The following is an 18,188-nucleotide window of genomic DNA, read 5'->3' on the forward strand; positions in this document are numbered from 1 at the left end:
AGACGTTTTGATACTGCCGGTGCGTGATGCCGACATGCGAACGCGGCCGCCGGTGCTGCGCAACGGCGACCGCGCTCGGTCCTGGGGCAGCGGGAGTCGCCTCAGACAGCGGCGTCGAGGCCGCGCATCTTCAGACGCTCACGCTGGTTGGGGTTCACACTCGGGCGGAACGGCATCTCGACCACCTCGGCGCGAACCGGGACTCCAGGAGTATCTGCGAACGGCTCCGGCAGATGCACCCAGTATTCGGTGCCGAGCTCGGTCGCCGAGACCGGCACGTGCGCCATCGCGATATTCGCTTCGAGTTCCGGCGAATACCACGGCGAGGTCACGTACCCGACTGCCTCTCCGTGGGCGGAAGCGGAAACGAGCCAGAAGTCGGGTGCATAGTCTGTGATCGGCTTCCCGCCGACCAGCAGTCCCACCAGCTGCGTGCGATACGGCGGGGTTCCGGCTTCGATCAGCCCGCGCACCTCCTCGAGCCTGGCCTTGCCGATATAGTCGACCTCCTTCTTCCGCGGCACCTGATACGACAGGTTGACCTGGAACGGGAGCGTCTCGAAGTCCATGTCCTGGCCCCACGAGAGGATGCCCGCGGCGATCCTGCGGTGGTGGCTGGGGGCAACGACCTTGAGGTTGTAGGGTTCGCCGGCGGCCAGGACGGCGTTCCACATATCCTCGGCGTACTTCGTCGCATCCTTGAGATAGATCTCGTAGCCCTTCTCTCCGGTGAATCCGGTCTGGGAGATGATGACGTCGCGGCCGCCGACCTGAGCCTCCATGAGTCCGAAGCTCGGCAGTGTGCGCCCCTCCTCCCCGACGAGGTCGGCGATGACGTCGACGGACTTCGGGCCCTGGACCTGCACGGGGGCGACGTCGATCTCGCTGATCGTGACGTCGAATCGGCCGCCCACGTTGACCCCCTGCAGCCAGAGCATGAGGTCGGTGTCGGAGAGGCTGAACCAGAACTCGTCGATGCCGACCCGCAGCAGGATCGGATCGTTGAGGATGCCGCCCGCCTCGTTGCACAGGATGACGTAGCGGGCACGCATCACCGGGATCTTCGTTGCGTCACGGGTGATGACGAAGTTGACGAAAGCCTCGGCGTCGGGACCCTTGACCTGGATCTGCCGTTCGACGGCGACGTTCCACAGGGTCACATCGTTGACGAGGGACTGGTACTCGGCCATCATCCCGCCCTCGTCGCGGGGGATGTAGCCGCGCGGGTGGTACATCCGGTTGTAGATCGACGCCCGCCAGCAGCCCTGCTGCATGGACAGCTCCCAGTAAGGGGACTTGCGGACACGGGTGTCGATGAGCATTTCGACCGGGGTCGGGCCGGACTGACGTAGGTTGATCGGGACCTGCCTGTCACTTTGGTCCACTGTGGGGACGTTCTTGTCCATGGTGCTCCCCCTGCTCACACAGTTTTATATTATGGAACTCAATTCCCATATCATGGGTACAATGAGTGTAGGATCGAAGATCCCGGGACGCAAGGAACTCGCACATGCGAGTTTCATGAATCGACCTCCGAGAAGGAGACGAGGATGTCACAGTCAACGCTGCGCAGGCTGTTGAGCACCGCCCGCTACGAAGTTCTGCCCACGGCCGGGATCGTCGAACGCATCGAGGAGTACGTGGCACCCGGCCGCGAGATCACGGTGACAGCGTCGACGGGGCTGACTCTCGAGGCGACGCTGTCCACAGCCGAGCAGCTCCAAGCTCTGGGCTTCCGCGCCGTGCCCCACCTGGCCGCGCGGATGATCCACGGCAGACCCGAGCTCACGGAGGTCGTCGATCGCCTCGCCGAGGCGGCCGTGGACCGGATCTTCGTCCCCGCGGGGGACGCCACTCCCCCGGCCGGCGGGTACGTCGGAGCGCACGACCTCCTCGTCGATCTCTCATCCATGGCCGCACCGTTCCGCCATATCGGCGTCAGCGCCTACCCGGAATCGCATCCGATCATCCCCGACGATGTGACAGTCCAGGCCATGTGGGACAAACGCGACTACGCCACACACCTGGTGTCGAACCTGTGCTTCGACCCGGCCCTCATCGCCTCGTGGGTGGGCAGGGTGCGATCGCGCGGCATCGAACTGCCGCTGGTCCTCGGCATCGCCGGCAAGGTGGAGTTGGGAAAGCTCGCCCGAGTCGCGACGAAGATCGGGGTGGGCGAATCCACGCGGTTCCTGCGCAAGAACACGGCGACGTTCACGCGGATGGCCAAGCCCGGCGGTTACAACCCTCGGAAGTTCCTCGACAAGATCGGCCCGGTCCTCGACGACCCGGATATGGGCGTCGCCGGTCTGCACGTCTATACGTTCAATCAGATCAAGGACACGGAGGTCTGGCGCCGCAAGCAGCTCGCCGCGCTCGGCGGCGCCGAAGAGGTCTCGACTGCGTGGTGAGAGGCGCCGCTTCGTCAAATTCGGATGCCATCTCTCACGCCGATGTCACACAATGGGTCCCAGTCCGACGGAGAGGGTGGCGGGCTTCAGAGCCGCCCGCCACAGACACACCACACGAAAGGGCCCCATGGCACGTATCAGCCTCGACCAGATGGACAAGAAGGCCTATGCCTCCGTCGCACATATGGACTCGTACTGCAGGCGAGCGCTCGGCACCGAACTCTATGACTTCGTGAAGCTGCGCGCCTCCATCGTCAATGGCTGCGGATTCTGCGTTGAAACGAGATCTCGGTGATCTTGGACAAGTCCGCCGCCCCTGTCCGGCGGATGATCTCCCGAGCCGAACGTCGGCTCAACCTCGGCAGACACATATCGCGCATCGGCACCAGACAGGTGATCGACCGCCTCGTCGACGCGATTCGCTCCGGCGACCAGAACTCCACGCTGCGCCTGCTGCTGGCAGACGATGCAACCATCGGAATCGTCAAGGACGGAGATCTGCGCATCCTCGCCATCGAGGTCGACGACGCAGGCCACGTGGCGGGCCTGCAGCAAGTGAACAATCCGGACAAACTGGAACGAGTGCGCAGCGAACACGCGCCGTGACGGCCCCGCGCCCTGACAGCAGATGGTCGCCCATTCCCGACGGCCGTCCGTTCCTGCCGTTGTGGTCCCCCTACCGATGGGTGACCTTGCGCTTGAGGCTGCGCGAGAGCAGTCCGGCCTCGTCGACGAGCAGCGCACCGAGGCGGTCGTGGTGTTCGGCGATGCGCATCGTCGGCCCGGAGATTCCCACGGCCGCGACGACGCCTCCGTCGACGCCGAACACCGGTGCGGCCAGAGCGTCGAGGCCGATCTCGAATTCCTCGTGGACGATGGCGAATCCGCGCTCGCGCACCGACTCGAGGTCATCGGTGAGCTCCTTGCGTGAGCCCAGGGTCTTCTCGGTGCGACGCTCGAGCCGACCCGTCGGCAGCGGAATCACGTCATAGGCGAACATGACCTTGCCCAGAGCCGAGCAGTGCGGCGGCACCTCGACATCGGCCCAGTTCGTGGCGCCGAGGACGAAGGTCGAATCGACCTGAGCGACTTGGACGACTCCTTTGGGGCCCGGCATGGCGAGGTTGACCGTCTCACCGGTCTCCTCGCTGAGGCGCTGCAGGGTCGGATCCGCTGCGGCGACGAGGTTCTCCACGCGGTCGAAGCGGGAAGCATAGGTCGCGAACAGCGATCCGCCGCGGTAGAGGCCCTCCCCGTCGCGTTCGACCAGTCCGTTGCGCTCGAGAGCGGAGAGCAGGCGGGAGACCGTCGATCGAGCCAATGCGGTCTCTTCGACCACCTCGGTGTAGGAGATCGGGTCATCCGACCTGACGACCAACGACAATATCTCTGCCGCCCGGTCGATCGACTGGGTCCCATTGCTCATCGTGCTCAGCTCCGTCGGGGAAAGGGGGTCGGCGGAATCGAGGCCCACCGACCGCACTCACCCTACCCCACGCTCTCAGACTCTGGCCGGGTTGCGCGTCGTGAGTTACAGTTTCGAAATGAGCAACAAAGATGCGGGCTCGGGCGGCGTCCAATCCGTGGATCGAGCCGTGACGATCCTCGAGATCATCGCCCGCACGGGGCTCGCCGGGATCACCGAGATCGCCGGTGAACTCGGCGTGCACAAGTCGACTGCTTCACGCATCGTCTCCACACTCGAGGCCCGCGGACTCGTCGAACAGGACCACCACCGCGGCAGGTACCGCTTGGGCCTGTCCATCCTCCGCCTCGCCGGAGCCACGACAGCACGCCTCGACATCGTCCAGGAGGCCCGCCCGATCACCAAGATGCTCGCCGAGGCGACCGGTGAGACGATCAACGTCGCCGTCCTCTCCGACGGCGCCGCCCTCTACCTCGATCAGGCTTCTTCGACCTCCTCGGTGCAGAGCCACAACTGGGTCGGCCAGCGCATTCCGCTGCACGCGACCTCCAACGGCAAGGTCCTGCTCTCCGGGCTGAGCGAGACCGGCATCCGTGAGACCCTGGGTGCGAAGCTGACCCGCTACACTCCGCACACGGTGACCTCGGTTGCGCAGCTGGTCACCCAGGTCGCCGAGGTGGCCGCCACCGGTTTCTCGCTCGTCATCGATGAGCTCGAGGTCGGGCTGACCGCAGTGTCCGCTCCCGTGCGCAATGCCCACGGGGACGTCATCGCCTCGATCTCGGCCTCGGGACCGAGCTTCCGGTTCACAGCGGCTAAGGCCGCCTCCGCCAGAGATCTGCTCACTCAGGCCGCCGCCGACATCTCGGCTCGCCTCGGCTGGCGCGAACACTGATCCCCGCGAATTGGTCGCCACGCGACCTCGGCACGGACGCGCTGACGGGGGATCCGCCTCAGCGTGGGTGTGATCATCCGCCTCGGTGCGGTGGTCAGTCGAGGACGTACGTGGTGCCGTTGTCGATGCTCTCGACGGCGCGACGGTAGAGATTGCCGACCGCCTCATCGGAAGCGGGAGGGAATCCGGGGAAGAAGTCGTGGAAGTGCGTGGCGGACTCGAGGACGGTCGGGCTGGCGACGTTGATGCGGATGCCGCGCGGCATCTCACCGGCAGCGGCCATGACGAATGATTCGATGGCCCCGCTGGCCATAGCGGCCGCCGAACCGGTGGGGATCGCGGCGCGGGCCGTCACTCCCGTCGTCAGGGTGATCGATCCGCCCTCCCTGACGTGGGGCAGGCCGATGCGCACGAGATCCAACTGGGCGAGAGTTTTGCCGTAGAACCCGGACTCGAAGTCCTCCCGGGTCAGTTCGGTGACGGGCTTGAATGGGACGTGTCCGGCTGTGCAGATGATGGCATCGACGTCGCCGACCTCTGTGAACAGGGCCTCGATCGTCGCCGGGTCATCGAGGTCGACAGACGGATTCGTGCTGCGCCCGACCCGGATGAGTTCATGCTTGCCTTCGAGCGCCCGGACTGCCGCAGCTCCGACGTGTCCCGTGGCTCCGATGATGAGTACCTTCATGGTGTCTCCTCGTCTCGTTGGTGTGCTCGTCTGCTGCGAGCCTAAGCACAAGCGAGGGCTAAGGGAAGCACTCCTGCGCAGACTTCCTCTTGACACACCCGCCTCGGCGGAGGACGATCGTCGTACGCAGTTCCACATAGCGCGCATCGTTGCATAGTTCGCAACAATGTCGGTGAAGGTGAAGATGCCTTCAGAGAGGAGCCTGCTCATGGCTTCCGTCCCCGCCCAGGCCAGCGTCGTCGTTGTCGGAGCCGGCATCGTCGGCAACAGTCTGGTCCAGCATCTTGCCGAGCTCGGCTGGACCGATATCGTCCAGGTCGACAAAGGCCCGCTGCCGAATCCGGGCGGTTCGACCGGGCACGCCTCGAACTTCATCTTTCCGGTCGACCACTCGCGTGAGATCACCGACCTCACCCTCGACAGCATGCGCCAGTACAAGGAACTCGGCGTCTTCACCGAGTCCGAGGGCTTCGAGGTCGCCCGCACCGACGAACGCATGGAGGAGCTGCGGCGGCGGATGGCCTCGGCACGCGCGTGGGGCATCGAGTCCTCCCTCGTCACCCCCGCCGAGGTTGCGGAGAAGGTTCCGTTCCTAGATCCCGAGATCATCCTCGGCGCTTTCTGGACCCCGACGGTCGGAGTCGTCGATTCCGTGCGTGCGGGCACGATGATGCGCGAATCCGCCGAAGCCAAGGGAGCGCTCAGCGTTTCATCCAACACCGAGGTGACCGGCATCGATGTCGAGGACGGGCAGATCGCAGCCGTGCACACGACGAAGGGGGAGATCGCGACGAATCGCATCCTCGTCGCCTGCGGTGTCTGGTCCCCGCGGATTGCTGCGATGGCCGGAGCCGCGATCCCGCTGACTCCGGCGGTCCACCAGATGATCAGCGTCGGACCCGTCCCCCAGCTCGCGGAACGACCGGGTGAGATCTCGTTCCCGATCGTGCGGGACATGGACACCTTCTGCTACGAACGGCAGCACGGATCCGATATGGAGATCGGCTCCTACGCCCACCGGCCGATCCTCCACGACCCCGACGAGATCCCCTCGATCGAGGCAGCGAAGCTCTCGCCCACGGAGATGCCGTTCACGGACGAAGACTTCGACCCGCAGCTCGAACAGGCCGTCGAACTCATGCCCGAGGTGCTGTCGAACCCGGACGTCGAGATCCGCTATGCCATCAACGGCCTGCTTTCCCTGACCCCGGACGGGGCGCCCATTCTCGGCGAATCACCGCAGGTGAGGGGCCTGTGGTCGGCGGCTGCCGTGTGGGTGAAGGAAGGGCCGGGAGTCGGCCGGGCCGTGGCCGAATGGATGACGAACGGGTGTCCCGAGATCGATGTGCAAGGCGCCGATATCGCGCGCTTCCACTCTCACCAGCGGACCCGTGCCCACGTCAAGGCCCGCACCTCTGAAGCGTTCAACAAGACCTATGGGATCGTCCATCCCGGCGAGCAGTGGAGTTCCGATCGCAATGTCCGCCGCTGCCCGATGTGGCAGCGCGAGGCTGAGCTCGGGGCGGTCTTCTTCGAAGCCGGCGGGTGGGAGCGACCGCAGTGGTATGAGTCGAATGCCGGTCTGGTCGAGGAGTTCGGTGACGCGGTCATGGACCGCACTGCCGAATGGGATTCCCGCTGGTGGTCCCCGATCATCAACGCCGAGCACCTGGCGATGCGACAGCGGGCCGGGCTCGTCGACCTCTCCAGCTTCGTCATCTTCGACGTCTTCGGTCCCGCCGCCCTCGACGCCGTCCAGCACATCGCCCTGGCTCAGATGGATGTGGCCGTCGGTCGGGTCGTCTACACCCCGATCCTCGATGAGAACGGCGGCTTCCGTACGGACCTGACGATCATGCAACTGGCGCATGACCGGTTCCGCGTCGTCACGGGCGCCGCCCACGGAATGGTTGATCTGAAATGGTTCGCCGACCGACTGCCGGATACGGGGGCGCAGATCGCCGATCTCACGAGTTCGTGGACGACGATCGGGTTGTGGGGACCGCGAGCCCGCGACATCCTCGGCGGTCTCACCAGTGCTGATGTCTCCCATGAGGGGTTCAAGTTCGGCACTGCCCGGGCGATCGAGATCGGTTCGCTCGACGTGCTCGCCTCCCGCATCTCCTATGTCGGCGACCTCGGCTGGGAACTCTACGTGCCGATGGAATCGGGGCTGAAGCTGTGGGACATGGTCATGGACGCCGGAAACGAGCACGGGCTGGTTCCCGTCGGTCTCGGCGTCTACGGCACCACCGGCCGGATCGAGAAGGGCTACCGCGCATTCGGGACCGAGCTCGATTCCGAACGCAGCGTCGTCGAGGTCGGGATGAGCCGACCGAAGGTGAAATCCCAGGATTTCATCGGCAGGGCCGCACACTTGCGCCACCGCGAGGAGGACCCGAAGACGGTGCTGTGCTCGCTCACTGTCGACGATCACACGAGTGCCAGCGGGGAGAAGCGGTACATGCTCGGCGGGGAGCCCATCGTGTCCGCGGACGGCGATGCGCTGATCGATGGGCACGGTCGACGCGCGTATGTCACCTCGGCGGGGTCGGCTCCCAGCCTGGGCAAGCATGTGCTCATGGCGTTCCTCCCGCCCGCCGAGGCTGTGCTGGGCAACCGGCTGCAAGTCGTGTACATGGAGGAGTTCTACCCGGTCACGGTGGCGTCGATCGATTCGACGCCGCTGTTCGACCCCGACAACGAGTGCATCCGGAGGTAGCCGTGAACATCCTCGTCTGCATCAAACGCGTCCCCGATATCGCCGGTTCCGTCACCCTTGATGCCACCGGCACCGGGATCGACGAATCCGGGCTCGGCCACACCATGTCCTCGCACGAGGAGTGCGCTGTCGAGCTTGCGATTCAGACCGCGGCCCAGGCCGGTGGGACCGTCACCGTGCTCACTCTCGGTCCCGCCGAGGCGGTCGAGCAGCTGCGTGCGGCCGTGGCGGTGGGCGCGAACGACGGCATCCTCGTCGAGGCGGCCGACCCGTCCGTGTTCGCCCCCGAGGATATTGCGCAGGTCATCGGTGATGTCATCCGTGATCGCGCCGAGGCGGGGCAGCTCTTCGATCTCGTCCTCACCGGCGACGATGCCGCCGATACCGGTGACTTCCAGGTCGGGATCCGCCTGGCCTACGACCTCGACTACCCGGTGCTCACGAACATCCAGACGATCAGTGTCTGTGGGTCGGATGAGGGCGGGAGAGGCGGCGAGCGCGGCTCCGGTCACATCGAAGCCCGCGGGATCGGACCGGCAGGCACGGAGATCTTCTCACTCGACGTGCCCGCCGTCATCGCCATCCACGAGGGCGGAGTCGATCCGCGCTATCCCTCGATCACCGGACGGATGAAGGCGAAGAAGGCGCAGGTCGTCGAATACGACGCCCCCGAACCCGGGACGGGCAGCCCCCGCGCCCGGCTCGAACTGCCCGAGGTGAAGGCGAGTTCGGTGACCATCCTCGGCGAGGGCCCCGACGCCGCTCCTGCCCTGGTCGATGTGCTCGAAGAGATCGGAGTGATCCGGCCATGACTGTGGTCTTCGTCGAAACCGACCCGGCTGGAGAGGTCACACTCACCTCAGCCGAAGCCCTCACCTTCGCCCGCAAAAACCCCCAATTACTACCTGACGGCGGCGCAGCAACCTCGCGCGAGGTATCTGGGCCGCCGCCAGGTAGTCCTGAGGGGGTGGTGATCGGCCGGCTCAACGATTCCGCCGTCGAGGCGCTGGGGCGACTCGGGGTGAGCGTCATCCACCACTTGGAGCACCCCGACCTCGCGGAGTACTCCGCGGCGGCCTGGGCGCAGGCGATCGTCGACATCACCCCGGAATCCGGCACGTTGCTGGCCTCGGGCACCCCGCGGGGAATGGAGCTCATGGCCCACGCCGCGGTCCGCACGGGTGCCCGGATGGCGGCCAATGTCATCGCCGTCGACGAGGAGGGCCTGCTGCGACAGGTCCACGGCGGCACCGCCTTCGAACGCCTCCGCCTCGACGGGGGTCTGCAGGTGCTCACGATCGCTGGCCACGCCTGCACACCTGAGGAGACGACGACGACCGTCCCGGACATCATCGCCTATGATCTCACCGTCGCCGAGGCTGACCTGGCCACCCGTGTCCAGCGCACCGAGGTCGAGGCCGCCGATGATGCATCCGGGCTGACCTCGGCCAGGGCCGTGGTCGGCGCCGGGCGCGGGGTCGGTTCGGAGAACGGATTCGCCGAGGTCCTCGAACTCGTCGATCACCTCGGTGGAGCCCTGGGCGTCTCTCGTGTCGTCACGGGCCTCGGGTGGCGCCCGCACTCCGAGCAGGTCGGACAGACCGGCAGCCGCATCTCCCCCGACGTCTACATCGCCTGCGGGATCTCCGGAGCGATCCAGCACATGGCCGGAATCGAAGGGGCGAAGACGCTCGTGGCGATCAACACCGACGCGGAGTCGACGATGGTCCAGCGGGCCGACTACGCGATCATCGGCGACCTCCATGAGGTGGTCGCGGCAGTCAATGAGGAGATCGTCCGCCGTCGGAGCTGAGCGCAGTTCGGCCCAGGCTCCACCAAGACCACTCCGGACCGCACCGATCCATTGACAATTTCCATTGGCCCCGGCCACCTGATTAACTATGGAACGATCGTTCAGACATTGTTCCCAATCAGCTCACGGAGGCAGTCATGGCCACATTCGAACTCTCACCCGAAGTGCGTTGGTCGGACCAGGATCTGCTCGGCCACGTCAACAACGCACGGATGATCACGCTCATCGAGGAATGCCGAGTGCGTTGGATGCATGAGATCCGGGCCGGTCACATCACCGGGGGCGGGCTGCTCGTCGCCCGCCAGACCATCGATTACCTCATTCCCGTCATGTACGGCCCCGAGCTGAAGATGACCGTGACGGTGAAGAAGCTCGGCAACTCCTCGTTCACCGTCAACACCCGCGGTGACCAGGACGGACGCCAGGTCTTCGACCACGATTGCGTGCTCGTCCACATCGACCGGAACACTCAGAAGCCGACCCCACTCACCCCCGAGCTGCGGTCGGTCTTCGAACCTTATCTGCAGAACTGAGGCGCGAGCCGCGATCATGGCCGATTCGTTCAAGCCGATTCACTGCCCGTCCGCAGAGCCTGAAGTCATGACACTCGACGCGATCTCCATCATCACCTCAGATATGCCCGCCGCCATCAGCTTCTACACCGCGCTCGGCCTCGAACTCGCCGACGGCGGCCCGGACGCCCCGCACACCGAATTCGTCTCCGGGCCCCTGCGGATCCACCTCGACACCGAGGCGGTCGTTCTCGGCATGGACCCCGAATGGACCCGCCCGACGGGAGGGCGCAAGACGTCCTTGGCCTTCGACTGCTCCACCGCCGAGGCGGTCGATGCGACATTCGTTCAGCTCACCGGGTCCGGCGATGCGGGAGGCGATCCCGTGGCCGGAGTCGTCCCTGAACCCTGGGACGCGTTCTGGGGTCAGCGCTACGCCGTGGTCTCCGACCCCGACTGCAACACGATCGACCTCTTCGCCACCCGCCCCTCCCAGAACTACCTGATGGCTGCCCAGCAACCTGGCGCGAGGTTGCTGGGCCGCCATCAGGTAGTTCTGGGAGGGGCGGACATACGGGCCGAGGTGCGTGACCGGCCCGAATCGATGAAGTCTCGCGCGGCCGGCCAGCGCAGGATCTTCGCCATGTGTTTGGGTCCATAGCCGAACCATTCCGCGCTCATCCGGCGCAGCTGCCGCGGCGAATACGCGAGTCCAAGCGCAGACCCACAGTCGGAGAGGCCGAACCGTGGAACATCCGCGCCGTGGAATCGGCGCCGGCGATGAGGATCTGCGAATCGATGACGATGAGGTCCATGCACCCGTCGGGAACGATGAGCGAGGGGGCCGCAGCATGCGCGGAGTCCGGCCCGAAGGCAAGGCTGCGACGGTCGGAATCACCCGCCTCGACGAGGGAATCGTCCTTGTCGGGAACGGAGACCCACAGGCTCGCTCGCAGGCGTGGGATTCGGGTCTGTCGATACACGGACTCGGCCTCCTGACGCTCTCGGCGGTAAACTCGTCTGTGTTCATCTGGTGCGGGCTGCTCGATCTGTCCCCAGAAAAACGCGCGAATGGCCCCAGTAGAGGGTCGAACGCCCAAGCTCATGAGAAGGAATGATGGCTGCAGCATTCTCGGCGCCGGTGTCGGCGCGCAGGCAGGCTCGCCATGTCACTGTCTTCCTCGACGTCGACGGCGTCCTCAATTCCTACCCGGTGCCCAAACTGCGCAGCATGGCCGAGGGTCGGAAGAAGCTGCATGCGTGGCACTACGAACTCCACTACCGACCTTCCGTCGTCGAATTCTTCGACCGCATCGTCGAGACCCATGAGGTCGACGTCGTATGGCTCTCGACCTGGTCGCAGCGGTGCAAGTCCGAACTCGAACCGAAGTTCGGTCTGCGCAACTCTTTCGACGTCATCGAAATGCCCGACGAGACCCACAATCGCTTTGCTCACGATCCGAGGCAGTGGTGGAAGGCCCGTGCCATGGAGGACTGGCTGTCCGCGCACGAGCACGGGCGCGCGATCTGGATCGACGACGACCTGGCCTGGCCTGCCACCCGCGAGTACTTCCTCGAGCACTACTCACCCAACCGCCTCAAACTCATCGCCCCGGACTTCGCCCACGGTCTGACGAAGGCCCACCTCAAGGAGATCCGGGACTTCGCCTATCCGAAACCCGGCGAAACGAAGACCGGTGAAACAAAGTCCGGCGATGCGAAGACAAGCCACTCGAAGATCGGCGACGCTGAGCCCAAAGGCCCAATGAACGGCGAATCAACGACATCCGTGAAGAAGGGAACTTCATGACGCGCATCGGCCTGCTCGATTCCGGACTCGGACTCCTCGGCACTGCCGACGCGCTGTTCAATCTCGCCCCCGACGCCGACCTCGTCCTCGCGATGGATCCGGACTTCACCCCCTACGGCAGCCTGAGCACCGACACCCTCGAACAGCGGGCCCTGCATTCGGCCGGGGTGCTCGCCGAATGGGAACCCGACGCCATCGTCATCGCCTGCAACACCGCCTCGGTGCAGGCCCTCGAAGCCGTTCGCGCCCGCTACGAACCGAACATCCCCGTCATCGGCACTGTGCCCGCGGTGAAGATGGCCGCCGGCACCGGCCAGGACTTCGCGATCTGGGCGACACCTGCGACCACGGGCAGCGAGTATCAGCAGCACCTCATCGACTCCTTCGCCGCCGACCTGCACGTAGCCAAGGTCGCCTGCCCGGGACTGGCCGAGGCCATCAACGTCGCCGACCTGGACCAGATCGACACCGCCATCGAGGATGCCTTCACCCAGATGGGACCCGGAATGGAGACCGTGGTGCTCGGCTGCACCCACTACGGACTCGTCGCCGACCGGATCATGGCCGCCCGAGCCGGGGCGCTGACCGTCTTCGACTCCCCCATGCCGGTGGCCAAACAGACGCTGCGTCGCATCGGCCTCGAACCCGCCGGAGTCGGTGAGGACCACACGGGCACGGGTCGCGTGCTCGCGACCTTCGCCTCTGGCCGACGCGTCAGCCTCCCACAGGCCCTCGCCGCGTATCCGGCCGGCAAACGACTGCTGGCCCGAGAGGCCCGAGAGGCCTGAGCAAGCCCCCTCCACGTTCCCTCCGAGCCGTGTCTTTCCGCGCCATACAGGCGTAAAATAGATCAGACAGTCAATCGTCAGAGGAGGCGATTCGACATGTTGGCGCTCAGTATCCTCGCCGCACTTGTCGCACTCGGAGCAATCACGCTGGGAAACAGCCTGAAGATCGTCAAGCAGTATGAGCGTGGGGTGGTCTTCCGCCTCGGCAGGGTCAATTCCGAGCCCCGTCCGCCCGGAATGACCGCGATCGTCCCGTTCGTCGACAGACTCCAGAAGGTCAATCTCCAGATCGTAACGATGCCGATCCCCGCTCAGGAGGGCATCACCCGCGACAATGTCACAGTCCGCGTCGACGCAGTCATCTACTTCAAGGTCGTCGACCCGCGCAAGGCCGTCGTCGACGTCGAGGACTATCAGCTCGCCGTCGGTCAGGTTGCTCAGACGTCATTGCGGTCGATCATCGGCCAGAGCGAGCTCGACGATCTGCTCACCAACCGCGAACGCCTCAACCAAGGGCTGGCGATCATGATCGACAGTCCCGCCGTCGACTGGGGCGTGCACATCGACCGCGTCGAGATCAAGGACGTGGCCCTGCCGGAGTCGATGAAACGCTCGATGTCGCGCCAGGCCGAAGCCGAACGCGAACGTCGGTCCCGCGTCATCATCGCCGATGGTGAGCTGCAGGCGTCGAACAAGCTCGCCCAGGCGTCCGAGGCCATGGCCCACGCCCCGTCCGCCCTGCAGCTGCGCCTGCTCCAGACCATCGTCGAGGTGGCCGCGGAACGGAACTCGACCCTGGTCCTGCCTTTCCCCGTCGAGCTGCTGCGCTTCCTCGAGAACAACACCCCGGCCGCTCCTCCCACCACCGAGGCGGGAGCGAAGCCAACCGCGGCAGCAGGGGCACGCCCACCACGGACACCCCCACCGAGGCGGCCTCTCGGTCCGAATCAGACACGACGTCGAAAGCACCCGCCGACCTCGACGCCATCGTCCGGGCCATGTCCGAATCGCTCAAGCTCACCGGGCTGATGCCCGAGCAGGAGCGCGTCACCTCGGACATGCCGGAGCAGGAGCGAACCACATCGGATTCGGCCGAAAGGTCGGGCTCGACCGAACAGGAGGAGCACTTCGGACACGCCTGAACCGCTTCGCTCCTACCGTTGACGAACCTCACTTCCCAGGGCGACGGACCCCGTCCGCTGTCTTCAGCGTCTGTCCAATCCGGAGGACTAGGCTAGGCTCATGGACCTCAAGCGCACGGGAAGAACAGTCATCGTCAACGGCGTCATCGCCCTCGTGATGGGTGCGCTGATGATGGTCTGGCCAGGCACCTCCGCCGAGGTGGTGGTGCGGATCTTCGCCTGCTGGCTCGCCGTCATCGCTATCTCCTCCCTCGTGTTCGCACCGCGGGGAGGTCGCACCGGCAGCATGGTCACACGCGCGGTTCTGCTCATCCTCCTCGGCGTGCTCATCTTCTTCACCCCGATGCTCTTCGCATCCATGGTCACGGTGCTCACCGGGTTCGCGATCATCTTCTTCAGCTTCCTCGCCCTCACCATGTCCTTCTTCACGCGCCGAATGGGCGTCAGATCCTGGTGGGTGCTCACCGTCATCGGGGTCCTCGGCATCGTCCTCGGCGGATTCTTCCTCTTCGCTCCGGGCGCCGGAGTGACCGCGCTTATCTTCACCCTCGCCGGGTTCATCATCCTCGTCGGCATCGCCCTCATCGCCCTCGGCCGTCGCCTGCGCAAGGTCGATCGGCAGATGAGAACCGACCCGCACCGCAATGGTCCCGACGATGGCGGCGGCGATGTCATCCGCGGGGAGATCATCGACTGATCCCGGCCGCCTCGACGAGCTTTTCCCACTTCACCTGAGCCCGGATCCGCAGATGCGCGGATCCGGGCTCAGCCATACCCACGTTTCGCACCGAAGTGGTCATTGTCACAACACGACTTTCAGCCCACGGAACCAACTTGTGACCCCTCCGGCGAAAGCCCGCTCACATAGCACCTGACCTGGAACATTGCGTGAACGGAAAGCGAAAAGCACCGATTGTGCATGAGCATTTCGCGAGCCTCGGAATCGGAGTTAACCGTCCATTCATCTTCCCCGTAACCTGGCGGTCATTCGGCCTGCGAATCATGGAGACAGACAGACACTGCCTCATCGACTGAAACTCGCTAGGAGAACGAATGACCCAGGTTCTGGCACCGGAGCGCCACACTCCACCGCCGGCCGTCGGCCGCAGCAACGACCGCCTCTGGCATCTGGCCTTCGGCGGCCTGCTGGCGATCACCCTCATCGCCTTCACTCTGTGGTCCTTCGACTTCGTGGGCCGCGACGCACCCCGCATGGTGCTCATCACCACGGTCATCTTCGGTGCCTTCATGGCCTTCAACATCGGCGGCAACGACGTCGCCAACGCCTTCGGCACCTCCGTCGGTGCCGGCACCCTGACGATGAAGCAGGCCTTGCTCATCGCCGCAGTCTTCGAGGTCAGCGGCGCCCTGCTCGCCGGCGGCGACGTCACCGACACGATCAAGAGCGGAATCGTCGACCTCAGCGGGCTGGCGATCAACCCGATGGACTTCGCGTTCATCATGATGGCGGCACTCCTCGGCGCGGCAGTGTGGCTGCTCGTTGCGACTCGGATGGGCTGGCCGGTGTCGACGACGCACGCCATCATCGGCGGCATCATCGGTGCCTCCCTGACCATCGGCTTCGTCACCGGCACCGGCGGATTCGCCATGGTGCAGTGGTCCGAGGTCGGCCAGATCGCGATCTCCTGGGTGCTCTCCCCCGCCCTCGGCGGACTCGCCGCGTTCGTCATCTACGGCGTGATCAAGAAGTACGTGCTCGGCAAGTCGCTCTCGCATACGCTCAAGCCGCACATGCTCGCTCCGGTCTCCGCGGCCGAGGGATCCGTCGACGCACAGATCGACGCCGCCACCGAGGATGCCCCCACCGAAGGCGGATCGATCGGCACCCATTCGGCCCTGCAGCGGTGGGTTCCCCTCATCGCCGCCGCCGGTGCGGTCATCATCACCGCGATGCTGCTGTTCAAGGGTCTGAAGAACCTCGACATGAGCGTGTCCACCGTCGGCGGCCTGCTCATCATGGCGATGATCGGCGCGGCCGTGTGGCTGGCTGTGTTCGTCTTCGCCAAGACTCTGCGCAAGCAGACGGTTCCCCGTGCAACGTACATCCTGTTCTCCTGGATGCAGGTGTTCACCGCCTCCGCATTCGCCTTCAGCCACGGTTCGAACGACATCGCAAACGCCGTCGGCCCCTTCGCCGCCGTCCTCGATGTGCTCCGCACCGGCAACATGCACGGCGAGGCGACCGTGCCGTTCGCGGCCATGCTCACCTGCGGCATCGCCCTCATCGTCGGTCTCTGGTTCATCGGCCGCAAGGTCATTGCGACAGTCGGCACGAATCTCACCGAGATCCACCCGGCCTCCGGATTCGCCGCCGAGCTCGCCGCCGCGGGTATCGTCTTGGCCGCCTCAGTGAGTGGCCTGCCGGTGTCGTCGACGCACATCCTCATCGGTGCGATCATCGGCGTCGGACTGGTCAACCGCTCGGCGAACTGGAAGCTCATGAAGCCGATCGCACTGGCATGGATCATCACCCTTCCGGCCGCCGCGGTCATCGGTTCGGTCGGCGTCATCGCCCTGCGCACCATGATGGGCTGACCCGCAGACACGGATGCTGCACAAGCGCTCACCGGACCACGTTCGAGGGATCGCTTCGAACTCATCCGACCCTCCGCCCCGCCGACTTCCACACGAAGTCGGCGGGGCGTTCTTCGTCCGAACCCTGGTGTCGGCAAAGGTCCCTGTGCTATCTTGTTCGGCATGGGAACATTGAACAGCAGCGCAATGACTGCGCCTTGCTTCTACATTCGTCACCGCAGCGCCTGACAGCGCGCCTGACGAATTCTTCTGCGATCGGCTGACCGACGACGGTCACCCTGATCTCCCCTGCAAGCGCGTTGTCCTCCCGGAGAGCCAACGGCATCCGGGCGATGCGACAATCGGCTGATCCCTGTCCGATTCCCTGACCATCTCGATCTCAACGATCGACCAGGTCATCGCGAATCGTTCTGACTCACCATCATTGCGCTGCCTCGGGTGCCTCCATCGTCTTTTTGGAGCACATCCCATTGCGACCCGACTACTCACGAAACCGTTCGACACGCGGTCAGTCCCATTCACGCTCAGCCCCGCGGTCACAGCACGGCGGGCGGCATGAACTCGGCCAGAACTTTCTGCGCTCACCCACCACCATCTCAAAGATTGCGAGCCTGGCTCGTTCCACCTCTGGACCGATCATGGAGATCGGCCCCGGCGATGGAGCAGTCACCGCCGAGCTCTACCGGCTCGGGCGAGAGCTCACACTCGTCGAGATCGACGAAACGAGGTTGGATCACCTTGAAGACACGTTCCCGCGGGCCGAGATCCGGCACGCCGACATCCTGACCACCCGGCTCGATCGGCCGGTCATCGTCGGCAATCTGCCGTTCCATCTCACCACTCCCATCCTCCGCAGGCTCCTGCGCTCCGGGCGCTGGCAGCAGGCGATCCTGCTCACCCAATGGGAGGTCGCCCGCAAACGCGCAGGAATCGGCGGATCGACCATGATGACCGCGCAATGGGCCCCCTGGTTCGACTTCCACCTCGTCACCCGGGTCCCCGCCGACGCGTTCGCCCCGAAACCCAGCGTCGATGGCGGCATCCTCACCATCGACCGCTGTCCCACTGGATCGATTCCGGCTCGTGATCGATCCGATTACCAACAGTTCGTCCGTTCGGTCTTCACCGGTCGCGGGCGAGGAATGAAAGGAGTTCTGACGAAGATGAGCATCACCGATCACCGGACTCTGCAATCGACCATGGACCGCAATGACATCAGAGGAGACACCTTGCCCAAAGACCTCACCCCCGACCAGTGGACCGGACTGTTCACCGAACTGGCCACAGATTACGACCAGAAGAACTCGAAGACCGCGAACCAACCGAAGAATGCGAAGAAGGGAACGACCATGCGCAACAGCAAAGGAAAGAAGAACCTCATCACCGAGGCGGCCCCGCAGACACCGTTGATCACCGGGGAGATGC

19 protein-coding genes and 1 pseudogene are annotated in these 18,188 nt (G+C 65.1%); 16 read left to right on the forward strand and 4 right to left on the reverse strand.

Features of this window, described 5'->3' with window-relative positions:
- Positions 1–101: 101 nt before the first annotated feature.
- The gene (locus tag BLU88_RS00765; RefSeq protein ID WP_092009144.1) at positions 102–1,406 is read right to left on the reverse strand and encodes a glycine cleavage T C-terminal barrel domain-containing protein; all 1,305 of its coding nucleotides are present in this window, start codon (positions 1,404–1,406) and stop codon (positions 102–104) included.
- 144 nt (positions 1,407–1,550) lie between these two features.
- On the opposite strand from BLU88_RS00765, the gene BLU88_RS00770 reads away from it, so the two are divergent.
- The 3 genes from BLU88_RS00770 to BLU88_RS00775 all read left to right on the forward strand — a co-directional run bounded on the left by BLU88_RS00770 (position 1,551) and on the right by BLU88_RS00775 (position 3,017).
- Positions 1,551–2,411, forward strand: a complete 861-nt coding sequence (locus tag BLU88_RS00770; protein WP_092009146.1) for a methylenetetrahydrofolate reductase — start codon at positions 1,551–1,553, stop codon at positions 2,409–2,411.
- A 127-nt stretch (positions 2,412–2,538) separates the two neighbouring features.
- Positions 2,539–2,706 (forward strand): carboxymuconolactone decarboxylase family protein, encoded by a 168-nt coding sequence (locus BLU88_RS18040; protein ID WP_157688910.1) that lies wholly within the window; start codon positions 2,539–2,541, stop codon positions 2,704–2,706.
- On the forward strand, positions 2,703–3,017 hold the full coding sequence (locus BLU88_RS00775; protein ID WP_092009148.1) for a sigma-70 family RNA polymerase sigma factor family protein: 315 nt from the start codon (positions 2,703–2,705) through the stop codon (positions 3,015–3,017). Before BLU88_RS18040 ends, BLU88_RS00775 begins: the two co-directional genes overlap by 4 nt.
- A gap of 70 nt (positions 3,018–3,087) precedes the next feature.
- Here the strand turns inward: BLU88_RS00775 and BLU88_RS00780 are convergent, their stop codons facing one another.
- Positions 3,088–3,837 (reverse strand): IclR family transcriptional regulator, encoded by a 750-nt coding sequence (locus BLU88_RS00780; RefSeq protein WP_092016984.1) that lies wholly within the window; start codon positions 3,835–3,837, stop codon positions 3,088–3,090.
- A 118-nt stretch (positions 3,838–3,955) separates the two neighbouring features.
- Between BLU88_RS00780 and BLU88_RS00785 the strand changes: the two genes are divergently transcribed.
- Positions 3,956–4,732 carry an IclR family transcriptional regulator gene (locus tag BLU88_RS00785; RefSeq protein WP_092009150.1) on the forward strand — a complete coding sequence of 259 codons (777 nt, stop codon included), beginning with the start codon at positions 3,956–3,958 and terminating at the stop codon, positions 4,730–4,732.
- A gap of 94 nt (positions 4,733–4,826) precedes the next feature.
- On the opposite strand, the gene BLU88_RS00790 is transcribed toward BLU88_RS00785, so the two are convergent.
- Positions 4,827–5,420 (reverse strand): short chain dehydrogenase, encoded by a 594-nt coding sequence (locus tag BLU88_RS00790; protein ID WP_092009153.1) that lies wholly within the window; start codon positions 5,418–5,420, stop codon positions 4,827–4,829.
- 208 nt (positions 5,421–5,628) lie between these two features.
- On the opposite strand from BLU88_RS00790, the gene BLU88_RS00795 reads away from it, so the two are divergent.
- The 5 genes from BLU88_RS00795 (at position 5,629) to BLU88_RS00815 (ending at position 11,128) form a co-directional block, all read left to right on the forward strand.
- Entirely contained in the window at positions 5,629–8,142 is a 2,514-nt protein-coding gene (locus tag BLU88_RS00795; RefSeq protein WP_092009154.1) for a GcvT family protein, read from the forward strand.
- Between the two features lie 2 nt (positions 8,143–8,144).
- Positions 8,145–8,954, forward strand: a complete 810-nt coding sequence (locus BLU88_RS00800; RefSeq protein WP_092009156.1) for an electron transfer flavoprotein subunit beta/FixA family protein — start codon at positions 8,145–8,147, stop codon at positions 8,952–8,954.
- Positions 8,951–9,955, forward strand: coding sequence for an electron transfer flavoprotein subunit alpha/FixB family protein (locus BLU88_RS00805; RefSeq protein ID WP_092009158.1), 1,005 nt, complete (start codon positions 8,951–8,953; stop codon positions 9,953–9,955). Before BLU88_RS00800 ends, BLU88_RS00805 begins: the two co-directional genes overlap by 4 nt.
- A 137-nt stretch (positions 9,956–10,092) precedes the next feature.
- Positions 10,093–10,488 carry an acyl-CoA thioesterase gene (locus BLU88_RS00810; protein ID WP_092009160.1) on the forward strand — a complete coding sequence of 132 codons (396 nt, stop codon included), beginning with the start codon at positions 10,093–10,095 and terminating at the stop codon, positions 10,486–10,488.
- A 67-nt stretch (positions 10,489–10,555) separates the two neighbouring features.
- Positions 10,556–11,128 (forward strand): VOC family protein, encoded by a 573-nt coding sequence (locus BLU88_RS00815; protein ID WP_092016985.1) that lies wholly within the window; start codon positions 10,556–10,558, stop codon positions 11,126–11,128.
- Positions 11,129–11,144: 16 nt separating this feature from the next.
- Here the strand turns inward: BLU88_RS00815 and BLU88_RS00820 are convergent, their stop codons facing one another.
- Positions 11,145–11,450 (reverse strand): hypothetical protein, encoded by a 306-nt coding sequence (locus BLU88_RS00820; RefSeq protein ID WP_092009163.1) that lies wholly within the window; start codon positions 11,448–11,450, stop codon positions 11,145–11,147.
- Between the two features lie 134 nt (positions 11,451–11,584).
- Between BLU88_RS00820 and BLU88_RS00825 the strand changes: the two genes are divergently transcribed.
- The 7 genes and pseudogenes from BLU88_RS00825 to erm form a co-directional block, all read left to right on the forward strand.
- Positions 11,585–12,277: an HAD domain-containing protein gene (locus BLU88_RS00825; RefSeq protein ID WP_167356842.1), complete on the forward strand. Its 693-nt coding sequence runs from the start codon at positions 11,585–11,587 to the stop codon at positions 12,275–12,277.
- On the forward strand, positions 12,274–13,065 hold the full coding sequence (locus BLU88_RS00830; RefSeq protein WP_092009165.1) for a glutamate racemase: 792 nt from the start codon (positions 12,274–12,276) through the stop codon (positions 13,063–13,065). Before BLU88_RS00825 ends, BLU88_RS00830 begins: the two co-directional genes overlap by 4 nt.
- A 96-nt stretch (positions 13,066–13,161) precedes the next feature.
- A complete protein-coding gene (locus BLU88_RS00835; protein ID WP_092009167.1) occupies positions 13,162–14,094 on the forward strand; it encodes a slipin family protein in 933 nt (310 codons plus the stop codon).
- Positions 14,064–14,207: a hypothetical protein gene (locus tag BLU88_RS18045; protein ID WP_157688912.1), complete on the forward strand. Its 144-nt coding sequence runs from the start codon at positions 14,064–14,066 to the stop codon at positions 14,205–14,207. The genes BLU88_RS00835 and BLU88_RS18045 overlap by 31 nt, the downstream gene beginning before the upstream one ends.
- Before the next feature lie 100 nt (positions 14,208–14,307).
- On the forward strand, positions 14,308–14,904 hold the full coding sequence (locus tag BLU88_RS00840) for an HdeD family acid-resistance protein (RefSeq protein WP_092009169.1): 597 nt from the start codon (positions 14,308–14,310) through the stop codon (positions 14,902–14,904).
- 356 nt (positions 14,905–15,260) lie between these two features.
- Complete coding sequence (locus BLU88_RS00845; protein ID WP_092009171.1) at positions 15,261–16,763, forward strand: inorganic phosphate transporter; 1,503 nt, start codon at positions 15,261–15,263, stop codon at positions 16,761–16,763.
- Positions 16,764–17,233: 470 nt separating this feature from the next.
- Positions 17,234–18,034 (forward strand): annotated as a pseudogene (erm, locus tag BLU88_RS00850) (23S ribosomal RNA methyltransferase Erm); the annotation flags it as partial.
- Positions 18,035–18,188: the final 154 nt, after the last annotated feature.

Origin of the sequence: Brevibacterium siliguriense (genome assembly GCF_900105315.1) — a bacterium.
GTDB classification, from domain to species: Bacteria; Actinomycetota; Actinomycetes; order Actinomycetales; family Brevibacteriaceae; genus Brevibacterium; species Brevibacterium siliguriense.